The 16,662-nt window shown below is 39.4% G+C and carries 9 protein-coding genes; 8 read left to right on the forward strand and 1 reads right to left on the reverse strand.

The genetic code is table 11. The features are described 5' to 3' along the window. The first annotated feature begins 180 nt into the window (after nucleotides 1-180). The 8 genes from LQ227_RS11945 (at nucleotide 181) to LQ227_RS11980 (ending at nucleotide 13,614) form a co-directional block, all read left to right on the forward strand. The gene (locus LQ227_RS11945) at nucleotides 181-3,324 is read left to right on the forward strand and encodes a TonB-dependent receptor (protein WP_230144569.1); all 3,144 of its coding nucleotides are present in this window, start codon (nucleotides 181-183) and stop codon (nucleotides 3,322-3,324) included. 11 nt (nucleotides 3,325-3,335) lie between these two features. Then, nucleotides 3,336-4,862: a RagB/SusD family nutrient uptake outer membrane protein gene (locus LQ227_RS11950; protein WP_230144570.1), complete on the forward strand. Its 1,527-nt coding sequence runs from the start codon at nucleotides 3,336-3,338 to the stop codon at nucleotides 4,860-4,862. A gap of 93 nt (nucleotides 4,863-4,955) precedes the next feature. After that, nucleotides 4,956-6,362, forward strand: a complete 1,407-nt coding sequence (locus LQ227_RS11955; RefSeq protein WP_230144571.1) for a glycoside hydrolase family 30 beta sandwich domain-containing protein — start codon at nucleotides 4,956-4,958, stop codon at nucleotides 6,360-6,362. Between the two features lie 23 nt (nucleotides 6,363-6,385). Continuing rightward, entirely contained in the window at nucleotides 6,386-8,137 is a 1,752-nt protein-coding gene (locus LQ227_RS11960; RefSeq protein WP_230144572.1) for a cellulase family glycosylhydrolase, read from the forward strand. Between the two features lie 21 nt (nucleotides 8,138-8,158). Then, the gene (locus LQ227_RS11965) at nucleotides 8,159-9,358 is read left to right on the forward strand and encodes a multiheme c-type cytochrome (RefSeq protein WP_230149453.1); all 1,200 of its coding nucleotides are present in this window, start codon (nucleotides 8,159-8,161) and stop codon (nucleotides 9,356-9,358) included. Between the two features lie 96 nt (nucleotides 9,359-9,454). After that, a complete protein-coding gene (locus LQ227_RS11970) occupies nucleotides 9,455-11,779 on the forward strand; it encodes a TonB-dependent receptor (protein WP_230144574.1) in 2,325 nt (774 codons plus the stop codon). A gap of 4 nt (nucleotides 11,780-11,783) precedes the next feature. Then, nucleotides 11,784-12,593, forward strand: a complete 810-nt coding sequence (locus tag LQ227_RS11975) for a DUF4249 domain-containing protein (RefSeq protein WP_230144575.1) — start codon at nucleotides 11,784-11,786, stop codon at nucleotides 12,591-12,593. A 64-nt stretch (nucleotides 12,594-12,657) separates the two neighbouring features. Then, nucleotides 12,658-13,614, forward strand: coding sequence for a D-glycerate dehydrogenase (locus LQ227_RS11980; RefSeq protein ID WP_230149455.1), 957 nt, complete (start codon nucleotides 12,658-12,660; stop codon nucleotides 13,612-13,614). A gap of 139 nt (nucleotides 13,615-13,753) precedes the next feature. Here LQ227_RS11980 and LQ227_RS11985 read toward each other — a convergent pair whose 3' ends face one another. Further along, the gene (locus tag LQ227_RS11985) at nucleotides 13,754-16,480 is read right to left on the reverse strand and encodes a carboxypeptidase regulatory-like domain-containing protein (protein WP_230144577.1); all 2,727 of its coding nucleotides are present in this window, start codon (nucleotides 16,478-16,480) and stop codon (nucleotides 13,754-13,756) included. Between the last annotated feature and the right edge of the window lie 182 nt (nucleotides 16,481-16,662).

The following is a 16,662-nucleotide window of genomic DNA, read 5'->3' on the forward strand; positions in this document are numbered from 1 at the left end:
TGTAGGGCTTATGTAGGCCTAAAAATCTTCTTTTTAGGTTAATTGAGTGCTGCTGTATGGTTTGTGTAGTAGCGCAAAATTGTTCAATTGTATTGCACGGTTATAGATTTGATTTATGAAACGGGCTACCAAAAGCCCCGGTCATTTAACTAACCAAATATTAACTTAAAACTAATTTCTATGAGAGGAAGATTTACATTCGTATTCTTCATTTACTGTATCATGGCATTTCCGCTGGCCTTATTGGCACAAGACATTCCGGTTACAGGAAAAGTAACAGAACAAAATGGTGCTCCTTTACCTGGCGTAACGGTTAAGCTTGATGGAACTACCAAAGCTGCATCTACTGATGCCAATGGTGTTTTTAGCATTCAGGCACCTGTTGGCGGTAAATTAACCATCAGTTTAATTGGTATGGCAACGCAAACGGTAACTGTTCCAGCGGGTGGCCGTATCAATGTTTCGCTTGCAGCGGATTCGAAAGATTTAACGGAAGTGGTTGTAGTGGGTTATGGTACACAGAAAAAAGCCCTGGTAACTGGGTCAATCTCCAGTGTAAAAGCAAAAGATCTGGAATCAATGCCTATTAACAGGGTAGAGCAAGCCTTACAAGGAAGAACATCTGGTTTAACTATTGCCAGTGGTAATGGACAGCCAGGGTCTGCTTCAACAGTAAGAGTGAGAGGCTTTACCTCTTTTGCGTCTTCAGGTAATAACGATCCGCTTTGGGTTGTTGATGGTGTAATTGTAGATAATGGAGGCATTGGTTATTTAAATCAATCAGACATCGAATCGATCGAGGTTTTAAAAGATGCGGCTTCGCAGGCCATTTATGGCGCCAGAGCGGCAAACGGGGTAATTATTATCTCAACCAAGAAGGGCAAAGAAGGAAGGTTATCTATTAATTACAATGGATTTTACGGCACACAGGCGCCAGCTAAAAAGCTAAAACTGCTAAATGCAAGTGAATATGCAACGATTAGGAATGAAGCATATTCAAATAGCTATAACGCAGCAACTGATGGCCCTTTAACACTTCCGTATTCAAATCCATCATCTTATGGAGAAGGTACTGATTGGCAATCAGTTGTTTTTAACGACGATGCCCGCAGACAAACCCACGAGTTTAGCGTTTCAGGCGGAACTAATAAATCTACCTTTTATACTTCTTTTGGTTATATAGACCAGGAAGGTATTGTAGCCACACCGATTTCTAATTTTAATCGTGCTAACATTCGTATTAATTCTACATTTAAGCCTGCCAAGTGGATAAGCTTCGGCGAGAATTTAGGCTATAGCCATTCGGTTAACAGTTCTTTAGGTAATACCAATAGTGAGTTCGGTGGGCCTTTGAGTTCGGCAATCCATTTAGATCCAATGACGCCGGTTATTCAAACCGATCCAACTGCTATAGGAAAATCTCCTTATACCATTGCGAATATTATAAAAGATCCGGCAACAGGATTTCCTTATGGTATTTCGGGCCCTGTAGGCCAGGAAATGAGCAATCCGCTTGCTTATATTCAAACCAGATTAGGTAACTATGGTTGGGATCACAATATTGTTGGCAATGCGTTCTTAGAAATTGAGCCCATTCAGAATTTAAAATTCAGATCATCGCTGGGAACGAAACTTGCTTTTTATGGGTCAGAGTCTTACACCCCGTTATTCTGGTTAAGTCCTTCAAACACCAATACTAAGGCAAATTTCTATCGCGAGATGAATATGACCTTAAATTATAACTGGGAAAATACCATTAGCTATTCAAAAAGCTTTGGTAAACATCATGCATACGCAATATTTGGGCAAGGTTATTATATGGATAACAATAACCGTGGCTTAAACGTAAGGTTTAACAATATAATTGCGCAGGATTTTTATCAGAGTAATTTAAATTACAAACCTGCAACTGCCGATATTCAGGGCGATGGTAGTGATGCTACGTTGCATGTTGTTAACTCATTGTTTACCCGTGTAACTTATGATTATGATGAAAAATACCTATTTACAGGTATTATTCGCCGTGATGGTTCTTCACGCTTTGGTACAAATAACCGGTTTGGTTATTTCCCTTCAGCCTCAATTGGCTGGGTGCCTACAAAAGAGGCTTTCTGGAAAGAAAACAACATCGTTAATTTCTTGAAATTACGCGGTAGCTACGGAATTACAGGAAACGATGCAATTGGAGATTTCAGTTACGTATCCTTAGTGAATAGCGGACGTAATTATACTTTTGGCACTACAGATGTAAGTACTATTGGATGGAGTCCTGCTGCCTTGTCAAATCCTGATTTGAAATGGGAAGAAACCCACCAAACAGATATTGGTTTAGATGCTACATTGTTTAAAGATTTTTCGCTTAGTGCTTCTTACTTCAAAAAGAAAACTATTGGTGTATTGCAAACACCTTCTATTCCACTTTATTTAGGTGCAGCTGGCGGTGCCGCAGAAAATGTTGGCGATATGCAGAACACCGGTATAGAATTCGAATTAGGTTATAGAAAAAAAATCGGCGAGCTTAATTTAGGTATTAATGCTAATGTCTCAACTTTAAAAAATAAGGTAACCAAGCTATTGCCAGGAAGAGAGTTTATAGAGGATAATGCACAGAGTTTTCAGGGCATGGGTAACTTCACCCGTACCGCAATTGGACGTTCATTCAATGAGTTTTATGGGTATGAAGTGGCTGGTATTTTTCAGTCGCAAGCAGAAATTAATGCTTATAAAGGGCCAGGTGGTACAGTGCTGCAACCTGCTGCAAAACCCGGAGACATTAAATTTGCCAACTTAGATGGAAATGAAACCATAAATGGTAGTGACCGTACTTATTTAGGTAGTCCGCTTCCAAAATACACCTATGGTATTACCATCAATCTGGCATATAAAAACTTTGATTTTGTTGCTTTCGGAAACGGCGTAGGTGGAAATATGATCTTCCAGGGGTTAAGGCGTTTAGATGTAACTTATGGAAACTGGCAAAAATCAATTCTTGATAGATGGACGCCTACAAACCCGTCAACTACCGTTCCCCGTGTTGCCGATAAAGACCTTAACGGAAACTATACCAAGTTCTCTAAAAATTATTTGGAAAAAGGAGATTACTTCCGTTTAAAAACCCTTCAGGTAGGTTATAACCTTCCAGGTAATGTGATTAAAAAAATTGGCGCACAAAAAGTTCGGGTGTATCTGATGAGTGAAAACCTCTGGACCATTACGAAATATACAGGTTACGATCCCGAAATCGGTGGAACTGTATTGGGTATAGATCGGGGGATTTATCCGCAAGCCCGTTCGTTTATGGTAGGTTTAAATGTTGGATTCTAAAAAAAATTAAAATGAAAAAAAATATTTTAGCTATTGCAGCCCTTTTAACTGCTTCTCAAATAATCGTTTCTTGTCAAAAGCAACTGGATGTAAATCCGCGTGAACGTATTTTGGAGACAAGTTATTATCAAAGCCAGCAGCAAGCTTTTACTGGCTTGGTAGCTGTTTATGATCAATTGGGTAATCAATCCAGTGGGTATCTCACTAAACTTAATTTATTTAGCTCTGCATCGGATGATCATTTCGCCGGAGCCGATTCTCCGTCAGATTTAGGAGATATGCAAGCGATGAATAATTATACGGTAAACTCATTATCGGGTGGCCCAAGTTATTTATGGAGTAAAGGTTTTACCGGTGTTTACCGTGCAAATATTTTATTGAAAAAAATAGAAGGAATTACAATGGATGCTTCAACCAAGGCAAGGTATATTGCCGAAGCTAAAGCATTGCGTGCTATATTTTATTTTGATTTAGTCCGTATTTTCAAAAATATACCATTAATCTTAGCACCTATAGAGCCGTCTGGCATGTTTGATGTTACACAGGTTGCCCCTGCAGATGTTTATAAACAAATAGAGACTGATTTAGCAGAAGCATTGCCTGCTCTTCCTGTAACTATTCCTACTGCTGATGCGGGGCGTCTGAGTCAGGGCGCAGTTCATGCGGTTTTAGGCAAGGTTTACTTATGGCAAGAAAAATGGGGGCCAGCAGCAGCAGAGTTTGCATTGGTAAACGGTACTGCACCAGGCGCGAGTACTTATGGATATAAGCTGTTACCAAATTTTGCCGATCTGTGGAATTGGAAAAACAAATTCAATTCAGAATCTATCTTAGAACTCAGCTACAATACAACCTCTAACATGGGCTGGGGCAACGTTGGAAGCCGTGAAGGTAATGTTATGGGCATTTTGGTAGGGCCACGGAACTATGTGCCTGTAATTGCTGCACAAGCACCTGATTATGTTTCGGGTTGGAGTGTGATGCCGATAACCAAAGAATTATTTGACTTGATTCACTACGATCCGCGTAATAAACCTACAGTTGCCAATTTGGATAGCTTGGAAAAGGCAGGTATTGTAACCTACAAGCATGCCAATGATAATACTGGGTATTTTGTTGAAAAATATGCTGGAAGAGTTTCTACCAAAGCAGCTGTTGGCCAGTTAGAACTAAACTTTGGGCAGAATATGTACGAAATACGTTTAGCTGATACGTACTTAATGGAAGCCGAAGCATTATTGAAAAGTGGTGCCGCAGTTGGTGCGGGTACCAGGGCTTACATTTTCCTTAACGCAGTAAGGGCCCGTGTAGGTTTAAACCCGGTTGCGGTAACCATGGATAATATTATGAAAGAAAGACGTTTGGAACTGGTAGCAGAAGGGCAAAGGTGGTTCGATTTGGTTAGGTGGAAGCTTGCCCCAACTAAACTGGCTTTTAAAGGATTTCAGGCAAATAAAAATGAGACCTTGCCCATCCCACAGGCTGAGTTAAACAACACCAAAATTCTTCAAAGTAAAGAATGGGGCGGAACAAAATAGCTGCTCATCTATTATATACGCTTAATGTTTAATTGTTAACAGGGAGAAAGCGAAATCTTTCTTCCTGTTTTTTAATCTGCTCATCTTTTACCTATGCTTTCTACCAAATTTCTTCGCCTTTTTATCATTTGTGTTTTTACCTGTTCTTCACTTTCTACCATTGCTCAAAACCAACCTGAAGTTTGGCTTACCAAAGCCGATCGATCTGTTTTATTTGCCAAACAGAAAGGTAAATTAAGTTTTAATGCAGTTAAAGACAATCTGCCAACCATTACCGTAAATAACAAAGAAACCTATCAAACCATTGATGGCTTTGGTTATGCCCTAACAGGTGGAAGTGCGCAGCATATTATTAAAATGTCGGCACCAGCCAGAGCCGCTTTATTGAAAGAGTTGTTTGCGACTGATGGAAACAACATCGGGGTGAGCTATATCCGCTTGAGCATTGGTGCTTCCGATTTAAATGAAAAAGTATTTTCTTACAACGACCTTCCCGAAGGACAAACCGATTTAACGCAGGCTAAATTTGATCTCGGTCCAGATAAAGTAGATGTGATTCCGGTAATGAAGGAAATTCTTGCGATCAACCCCAAACTGAAAATTATGGGCTCGCCATGGTCTCCTCCCTTATGGATGAAAACCTCTTACGATGCCCGCGGTGGGATGTTAAAACCCGAATATTACGATGCTTACGCTAAATATTTTGTGCGTTACGTACAGGAAATGCAAAAAGAGGGGATCCCTATTGATGCCATTACGGTTCAGAATGAACCTTTGCACCCGGGTAATAATCCCAGCTTGCTTATGGTTGCACCAGATCAGGCGCTTTTTGTAAAGAAATTTCTCGGTCCTGCTTTTGCCAAAGCCAATATTAAGACCAAAATTATTGTTTACGATCATAACGCCGATCGCCCGGATTACCCGATTAGCATTTTAGATGATCCGGAAGCGAAAAAATATATCGACGGATCTGCCTTTCATCTGTACGGAGGAAAGATAGAAGCCTTAACTGATGTGCACAATGCCCATCCTGATAAAAACATTTACTTTTCTGAGCAAATGGTAGTGGAGCAGCCAAATGCTACGGATATTAAAATTGTTAATCCGGTTAGGCGTTTGATTATCGGCGCCACCAGAAACTGGAGCAAAAATGTGCTGGAATGGAATTTAGCAGCCGATCCTGAAAACAAACCTTATACCGATAGGGGCGGCTGTTCGATGTGCCAGGGCGCAGTAACCATTGATAAAGATTCTTATAGCAGAAACCTGGCTTATTATTCCATTGCACATGCTTCTAAATTTGTTCGTCCAGGCGCTGTTCGCATTGCTACGAACGATTTACCCGATCTGTCCAATGTCGCCTTTAAAACACCTGGTGGAAAACATGTTTTAATTGTAGCCAATAGCGGTAAAAATGCCGCTAAGTTTAATATTAGCTTTAATGGCCAATCACTTGTTGCAGCGCTTGATAAAGGATCTGTAGCCACTTATATCTGGTAATTATCTAAAACCTAATTTTATTTATGTCTTTTACAAAATCAATCTTATATATTTTTCTGTTCAGCATCGTTTCGTTTACAGGCTTTAGTCAGGGGTTTTTAAAAGCCGAGGGTAAAAAAATAGTGAACGCAAAAGGCGAGAATGTTTTGCTCCGCGGCTTTGGTTTAGGTGGCTGGATGTTGCAGGAAGGTTATATGCTCAAAATCAACCAAGAGGCACAACAATACCGCATCCGCGAACGGATAGAAGAACTGATGGGGCCAAAACAGACCCAGGAGTTTTACGATGCCTGGCTGGCCAACCACATGCGTAAAATTGATGTCGATTCGATGAAACGCTGGGGGTTTAATTCCATCCGTTTACCCATGCACTACAATTTATACACCCTGCCGGCAGATAAAGAGCCTGTTGCAGGCAAAAATACCTGGCTTGAAAAAGGTTTTGCCTTAACCGATAGCTTATTAGCCTGGTGTAAGGCCAATAAAATGTACTTGATTTTAGATTTGCACGCTGCACCCGGCGGACAAGGGAATGATTTAAATATTGCCGACCGCGATCCATCAAAACCTTATTTATGGGACAGTGAAGCCAATCAGGAGAAAACCATTGCACTCTGGAAAAAACTGGCTGAACGTTACAAAGATGAACCTTATATTGGTGCATACGATATTTTGAATGAACCTAACTACGGTTTCTCAAACCCTGAAGAAGATAAAAACGGAACAAAAGAAAAGGTGAATGCACCATTAAGAAAATTAATGGTCGAGATTACCAAAGCCATCCGTGAGGTTGATCAAAGGCACATCATTATTATCGAAGGCAATGGCTGGGGCAATAATTATAATGGCATTTTTCCACTGTGGGATAAAAACATGGTTTTGAGTTATCATAAATACTGGAATTATAACGATCAGGCGTCAATTGCGCACATTATTAAGGCCAGGGATGAGCAGCATGTTCCGGTTTGGCTTGGTGAAACAGGAGAAAATTCGAATGTTTGGTTTACTGATGCCATCCACCTTTTAGAAAAGAATAACATCGGCTGGGCTTGGTGGCCATTGAAAAAGATAGGCGCGAATAATCCGATGGAAATTAAATCGAACCCCAATTACGATGCGCTGGTAAAGTACTTCAATAACGGTGGAGACAAACCTAAAGATAGCAACGTATACAGCGGTTTAATGGAGCTGGCTATTTATTCAAGATTAGAAAATACGATTATTCACAGAGATGTGATCGATGCAATGATCCGTCAGCCTTTTAGTAATGAAACCAAACCGTTTAAGCCCAGTTTAATTAGAGATAAAAGCATTGTGTACGCTGTAGATTACGATTTAGGTAAAAATGGCAAAGCTTATTTCGATACAGATACTGCCGATTACCATACCTCAACAGGAAAAAGAAGTGCAGGTAACCATGGCCGGATTTATCGGAATGATGGGGTGGATATTGCAAAAGATTCTACCCAGTACGAAAAGTATTATGTAAACCATATCGAAAAAGGAGAGTGGTTACAGTATACCGTAAATGTTTCGCAAAGAGGAACCTACACTTTAAAAATAAATGCTGCGGCAGATAATACTTCAGGTAGAATGACCATTATGATCGATAACAAAGTCGTAGCCAAAGATATTGCGGTTCCAAATACCGTAGATCATAAGAAGTTTGCAACCTTTGCGGTAAAGAACATTGTTTTAAAGGCGGGCAAGCAAAAAATTAAGGTGCTGGCAGATGCAGGGGGCTATAATTTTGGTTATATTCAATTTGTTAAATAAAATAAAAAACAAAACATCATCTTGAAAGGCATAAAACGTATCCTGCTTATTTTGGGCGCAATTGCCATTGCGGTTGTTGTTCTTTCAAGATGCATGAATGTGGCCGATCAATTGCCCGCAGATGCGAGGGGTGAGGCTTATACCGGAGCGGCTACCTGTGTTAAATGCCATAAAGATTTATCGCAGTCTTACGCACATAGTCCGCATGGCTTAACTTCTAAGCCTGTGGTAGATGCCGCTTTATTAAAAATTTTCGCCCCTGATTCGAACAGTTTCCAATATGATGCAACCCAAAAAGTAGTAATAGAAAAGAGAGACAGTGGTATATTTCAGGTGGCTTATCACAATGGCAAAGCTGTGCGTGCGCAAAAGTTTGATATGCAGTTTGGTTCAGGCGAAAAAGCCTATACTTATAGCTATTGGCAAGGCAAGAAAATGTACGAACTGCCTTTATCTTACTTCACTGCTATTAAGAATTGGGCCATCAGCCCTGGTTTTCCAAAAGAAAGTTTTTATTATGATCGGGCGATAACGAGCCGTTGTTTAGAGTGCCACGCATCTTATGTAGCTATTAAACTCACACAAAAAACTACTTTTTCAAAAGATGAGGAAATGGAAAAGGGCGCTGTTATTTATGGGATAGATTGTGAACGTTGCCACGGACCAGGCAAACAACATGTTGTTTTTCATATGGAGAATCCAGAAGAAAAGACAGCAAAATTTATCACATTGTATAAAACGCTTACCCGAAAACAAAAGATGGATGTTTGCGCTGTTTGTCATTCGGGCAATACTTTGGTGGCACAGCGATCGGTTTTCGGTTTCCAGCCCGGCGACGATTTAGAGGCTTATTATTCACAGGATTTTACAGGTTTTGGCGGTGGTGATATTGATGTACACGGTAACCAAAGTGCTATGCTAAAAGGTAGTAATTGTTATCGGAAAAGTGAAACCATGACTTGCCAATCGTGCCACAATACACACGAAAATATTAAAGGGAATTTAAGCCTCTATTCTCAGCGCTGTATCAATTGCCACAAAAGTACCAATCATAGCGAAGCCACTTTAGCTAAAGGATCGCTCAGTACCAATTGTATCGACTGCCATATGCCTAAAGAATCTTCAAAACTGATCACCTTTCAACAGGCAGGTAAAGATCATTTAAGTCCTTATAGGTTACGCTCACACCATATTGCCATTTATCCCGTTATTAATAAGTAAAACCCAAACTTGTATTAAGAAATTTCCCACTATCCATTAATAGGACTTGGATTTCGTACATTTGGTTTCCACCTTAAAAATTAGATAGTAGCCAATATGCTCATAAAACACTACTTAGCTTTATTCTTCCTTCTTTTTATATCAACCCCTATTTTTGCTCAAAATAAATTTACCCTTAGTGGCACCATCCGCGATGCAGGTACAGGTGAAACTTTAATCGGTGCTACGGTAAGGATTACTGGAGCATCTACAGCGGCAACTTTAACCAATAACTATGGCTATTTTGCCTTAACCCAACCTGAGGGAACTTATACCGTTTCTGTAAGTTATACGGGTTATGCACCTATTGTTAAAACCATCAATCTAACTAAAGATACGAAGCTGAATGAGGAATTAAAAAGTGCAATCGATCTGGCTGAAGTAACGGTAAACGCAAACAACCGTAAGAATGAAAACGTTAAAAGTGCGCAGATGGGTTTGGAAAGGATTGATATGAAATCGCTTAATTCTATACCTGTACTGCTCGGCGAAAAGGATATCTTAAAAACCATCCAGCTGTTACCAGGCGTAAAGTCGGGTGGTGAGGGGAATACAGGTTTCTATGTGCGCGGTGGTGCTGCCGATCAGAATTTAATTATTCTGGATGAAGCGGTGGTATACAATTCCTCTCACTTACTGGGCTTTTTCTCTACTTTTAATGCTGATGCAATTAAGGATGTAAGTTTATACAAAGGTGGCATGCCTGCACAATACGGCGGCCGTTTATCGTCGGTTTTAGATGTTAAAATGGACGATGGGAACAATAAGGAATTTAAATTTCAGGGTGGCATCGGATTGATTGCCTCGCGTGTAAAAGCAGAAGGGCCGATTGTAAAAGACAGGGGTTCATTTATGGTGAGTTTCCGCAGAACGTATATCGATCTGTTTTTAAGGTCTTCGCCCGATTCGACTGTAAATGGGAGTACCTTAAATTTTTATGATATTAATGCAAAGGCAAATTATAAGATCAACGATAAAAACACCATTTATATTTCAGGTTATTTTGGCAAGGATAATATCGGCGTTAAAGACCTGTTCGAAAACAACTGGGGCAATGTAACCACCACTATCCGTTTAAACCATATTTTTAGCGACCGTTTGTTTTCGAATACCTCGTTAATTTACAACAACTATAATTATACCGTTCGCTTATTAAATGATGCGACCAACTTTAAAGCAACCTCACTGGTTCGGGATTTTAACTTTAAAGAAGATTTTCAGTATTTCAGCAACAAGCATACACTTCGTTTTGGTATCAATGCTACACAGCACCGTATTTCACCGATTGATATTGATAGCGATGAAGCATCGCAGGTAAATTCGCTTACGCAGGAGAGGCGTTATGGCATAGAATCGGCAGCTTACATTTCTGACGAGTGGGCCGTAAACGAACATTTAAACTTTTTATATGGTGTACGTTTGGCTGCTTTTTCTTTAATGGGCCCCGGTAATTTTAGTACCTATGATGCTGATGGAAATACCCTGTCGACAGAAAATGTAGCCAAGGGAAAATTCCATAAAAACTACTTTAACCTGGAGCCACGTTTTTCGGTGAGCTATCTGTTTAACGATGAAAATTCGATCAAGGCCTCTTATAACCGGAATACCCAGAACGTCCATATTTTAACCAACGCTACTTCCAGCTCACCAACCGATCAGTATGTGTTGAGCAGTACCAATATTAAACCCGAAATTGCCGATCAGGTGGCTTTGGGCTATTTCAAAAACATTCAGGATAACAATTATGAACTCTCGGGAGAGATTTATTATAAGTGGCTCCAGAATCAGATCGACTATAAAAATGCGGCCGAATTATTGGCTAACTCAAATGTAGAATCAGAACTTTTATATGGAGTAGGCAGGGCTTATGGAATGGAGCTATTTTTTAAAAAGAAATTTGGCAAGCTGAACGGTTGGGTGGGCTATACCTTATCACGTACTGAGCGTAAATTTACCGAGCTTAATGATGGTAAATATTTTCCGGCAAGACAAGACCGTACGCATGATATTTCGTTAGTGGGCATTTACAATATGACCAAGCGGTGGACATTCTCTTCGAGCTTTATTTACAGCACCGGTAATGCCGTTACTTATCCAGCGGGGAAATATACAATTGGTGGCCAGGCTGCTTATTATTACACGCAAAGAAACGCAGGCCGAATGCCTTATAATATGCGTTGGGATGTAAGTGCAACTTTAGAGGGGAAACCCGGTAAGAAATACCAATCGAGCTGGAATTTTGGCATCTATAATTTATTGGCACGAAAAAATCCTTATGCCATTGAATTTATTACGGATCCTGATCATCCGGGCAAAACTGCTGCCCAGCAAACTTCGCTGTTCGGTCTTATCCCATCAATTACCTGGAACTTTAAATTTTAAAAACATGAAAAAACTGATTATATACTTTTTGCTGTTCACTTTCTGTTTTACAGGTTGCAAGAAAATTATTCAAATTGAAACTGAAAATGCCGATCCTCAGCTCGTAATTGAAGGTATAATTAATGATCAATTGATCGATCAGCAGATTAAGATCAGCAAAACCATTGGTTATACCGAAGCGAATGTTTTTCCGAAAATTTCGGGAGCAAACGTAACGGTAACCGATAATAAGGGAAATACTTATGTTTTTAAAGAAGGTACAACACCAGGGACTTATATCAATAAAATGAAAGGCGTGCCGGGTGTTACCTATAATTTAACCGTTACTGCCGAAGGCCAAACTTACACCGCCAGCTCAAAAATGCCCAATGCGGTTAAAATGGATTCGATAGGGGTGATTAAAAACTTTTTCTTTGGTCGCGAACGCAAAACTGCTGCTGTATTTTTAAAAGACCCGATCAACGAAACCAATTTTTACCATTTTAACCTTTATGTAAATGATATTTTATCGGAACGTTTCTATGTAAATAACGATCGTTTAACAAATGGAAACGATTTAAGGATCCAGTTATTTTTTAAACCGCCTACTACCGACCACGACAGTGATGAGTTGAATTCGAACGATAAGATTAAAATAGAAATGGAGTGTATCGATTCGAATATTTTCGATTATTGGTATGCTTTAAGTCAGCAATCGAACCGGGGGCCAAATCAGGGTACTACACCAGCTAACCCGACTTCAAATATTTCTAATCATGCACTGGGCTATTTTAGTGCCAATACTTACCAGATGTTATCAGCAACTGTGAAATAGTACCCATAAATAAGTCAATTCGTATTATCCAAAACACCTTAGAATTTTTAGTGTTAAATAAAACATGAAAGTATTTATAAGTGGCAACATTGCTTCAGTTGGCATAAAAGAACTGGAAGAAAACAATATTTCGATTACCCAATGGAAAGAAAACCGACAGATTACAGCCGAAGAACTGATTGAAGCCTGTCAAGGTCAGGATGCCTTGATCAGTGTCGGGCCAAATAAGCTTAATGCCCAATTTTTAAAGGCCTGTAGTCATTTAAAGGTTATTGCCTTACATTCTGTAGGTTACGATCAGGTAGATATAGCTGCCGCCAAAAAATTAAATATTCCAATCGGAAATACGCCTGGTGTTTTGAGCGGCGCAACTGCCGATACCGCTTTTTTATTGATGCTTGCCGTATCGCGAAAGGCCTTTTTCTCGCACAAAAAAATCATTAAAGGCGAATGGAAAAACTATGAACCATCACCCGAACTAGGAATTGAGGTAAATGGCAAAACGCTCGGTGTTTTTGGCTTGGGGAAAATTGGATTAGAGATGGCCAAAAAATGCATGGCTGCCTATCAAATGGAGGTAATTTATCACAACAGATCGCGTAACGAAGAAGCTGAAAAAGAAATCGGAGCCAAATATGTTTCGTTTGAAGAACTTTTGGCACAAAGTGATGTATTATCTGTACATACAGCGCTAACGCCCGAAACTAAGGGTAAATTTACGCTTGATGTTTTTAAACAGATGAAACCCAAATCGATTTTTATTAATACCGCCAGAGGCGCTATTCACAATGAAAAAGATTTGATCCAGGTGCTGGAAGAAAAGATCATTTGGGGAGCAGGTTTAGATGTAACCAATCCGGAGCCAATGGATAAAGATAATCCTTTGCTATCGATGGAAAGTGTCGCTGTTTTGCCACATATCGGCTCAGCTACCGAAGAAACCCGTGCAGCCATGGCACAAATTATTGTTAAAAATGTTCTGGCTGGTTTAAAAGGAGAGCAACTGCCTTTTGAGGTATAAGAGGTGAAAATTTCTGTTGGGTTAATAGTTAATGGTTTATAGTCTGATGGCCATGATCCCTTAACTACGCAGGTATAACTGGTTGATAGTCTGTTAGCTATTGGCTATGAACTATCAACCATGGACCGTCTACATGAATCTATTTTACCATGTACTTAAATACCGATCTTCCTAAATTTCCGTTAGCATCTATACCTTCGATAATTACTTTATACTGGCCTTTACCATCTGCATTGTAATATTCGAAAGAAGTATTACCCGTAGCATCGGTTACCACCTTAGGATTCCAGTAAATGGTAGTTCTTAAATCATTGCGGTTCATGCTGGCAGGAACATCATATTTTGGTGAATAGAACTGTTTTTCTTTGTTGTAACCCTGTGGTGAGAAAGTAAGTTCGTAGTATTTGGGTAGCATATCCATCAGCTGTGCTTTAGATATTTTAGTGCCTTTAGGCGCTTTCTTTTGATTGAATACAATAACCCCATTTACATTGTTTGCGCGGTTTACCAAGCCTAATTCATCTCTTAAAAATACCTCAACCGATTCGATCTGATTGGCATCAAGCGTATTGATCTGGTTTACATCCACGTTCATTCCATTGATAAAGATACCCATCGGAATTTTTTTGCCCTGGTTATAATCTCTAGTTACATAGAAATTGTTATCTGCAAAAGTAACACCAGCCAACATGCCCTGTAAACAGTTAATCAGTAAACCACAGCCTTTTAATCGATCGCCACTCACTTCATGGTCGGCCATTTGGCTAAGTCCGCTTAATGCCGGGTAATCTTTATGGCTTACTTTAGGCACCACGGCTGCTTTAATGGTTACATCTTTTAAGGTATGTAAATAAGCATATTGTCTTTTGCTGTTATCCAGGTAACTGGTTAAAGCACTATCGATGTTAAGAACCTCTTCGGCTGCGCTAAAGTTTCTCGTTAAAGAAGGAACAGGTGCACCGTTTAAGCTTAACGTCATGTTTTTATAGTTTACATTATACTTGGCGGTAATGGTCACTTTAGAAGAATCGTTGAACATCAGGTTTTGAAATTTAAAATTTCCAACAGGATCTGTGGTGCTTTCTAAATTAAAACGTTTATCAGGTATGGTTAATAACAAAGCTCCCTTTCTAACTGGTATGCCATTGTTCTGCCTTAAAATACCCGAAATTTCGATGCCTTGTTCGGGTAAGAAATCAATTTTGGGTAATTTATTGGCGATGATATCGGTGTATTTGAAACTGCGGTAGCCCTGGGTAAGTAACAACACATCTAAATCTGCGTTTTTCTTCTCATCAGGTGCATTAAAGTAGTAATTTGCTTTTTCGATATAACCCTTAACATCGCTGCTTAATAACAGGCCTGTTAAAATAGTGCTGGTTGCATCCTCGCTTGATGGAACCTTCGACTCATCTACAACTGCTACCGAGAAGCTACCTTCTACAGGGGCGCCGTCTTTTTTAGCCGCCACATTTATCTTAACCTTTTTCTTGATTCCGTAAGTAGTTGCAGCACTGGTTAAAGTTACAGCCATGGTATTTTTATGCTGAACAAAAACCAAGCGTTCGCTTAATGGTTTACCAAATTCATTAAATAAGGTAAACTGTGCGATTCCATTCGGGAATTTGGATTTAAGTACGGTGGTATTGTACGTTTTGTTCGATAATGCTGTTTGCGCACCATAGCAGATAACACCTTTACTCTGCGCAATTAAATAAAGCTTTTTGCCTTGGTTTTGCTCAAAGAAAGCATCATTCGCTGCAATTTTTATGGCCACATTATCGGCGCTGCTGTTATCGATGTTTATGGCCACACCATTTGCAGCCACTGCAGGTAAATTATAATTTTGAGTAGTGCCATCAGCATAAGTAACTGCCGCTTTGTAGGTTTTGCCAGCTTCAGCCAATAAGTTGAAACTGCCCATTCCTAAATGCTGAGCGGTAAAAGTAGTAACAGTTTTGCCATCGTTATCTATTACCGTGCCTTTAGCGTTAATGCCCAAACCATCACTTTTAATGGCTTTAAAGGCTACCTTGTTGGTTAAGCCGGCAATTAAACTGCCACCTTCAGGAAAAAATTGAAAATCTTTGCTTACGATAGCGTTTTTAAGTTGAAAGCTACTGCTTGCCACATCTTTATCAGTTGTATTAATGCTGGTAATCAGTTCGCCTTTTTGTAGTTGATATTCTGCCTTTTGTGCATTGCTCATGGCTATTGTTAAAAAACCATTGGCATCTGTTGTGCCTCTTCCTTTGGCAATAACTGTATAACTGGTAACCACTTGCCAGCTTACATTTTTATTGGCATGAGGTTTATTATTGGCATCTTTAAATTGTACGCGTGCATCAATTTTTTCTAACTTATCAGTAGAGGTATTTTTATAAGTGATATGGGTTTTTACTTCCTTGTCAATGGCTTCCCCCACATAAAAAGTCTTGTTAAAATAAGCAGGATCTTCACTGTTTAGCATCCATAAAGTATAAGCCCTGATATGGTAGTTACCTTGTTTATAATTAATCTGATCTAAGGGAAAACTGCCATAAGCAAAACCACCGGTAATGGGTAGTTTTAAGGTTTGGATAAGTGAATCTTTCTGATTGATCACATCAACATAAATGATCTTACTAATTGCAGATAAGAAATTCTGGTTTTCGGTAACATAGGCTTTAAACCAAACCGTATCGGCAACAGCGTAATAGGGTTTATCGAAATGAAGATAAATTTTTTCTGCAGGATAATCGCTCAATACCTTATTTGTTTTAGTAATGATGCTGTTTATGCTAATGGTGTCGGTTTGTGCCGACGAAGAAAAACTTAGTGCTGATAGAAGTGACAGTATTATAAACGATAATCTAAAAATCTTCATGTATTGGATATTAAATGCTAAGCCCGTAAATATATCCAATTATAAATAGAGCACATAAAATGTGATGATGTTTAACATTTTTTTACAAAAGATTTAAGTTTATTGGTCATTGGCCTTTGGTTTACTGGTCATTGGTGCATTCCCTGCGTGCCGTCTTCCTGAACTTGTTTCAGGATCTAATG

Source organism: Pedobacter sp. Bi27, from assembly GCF_918698255.1.
Lineage (GTDB): Bacteria > Bacteroidota > Bacteroidia > Sphingobacteriales > Sphingobacteriaceae > Pedobacter.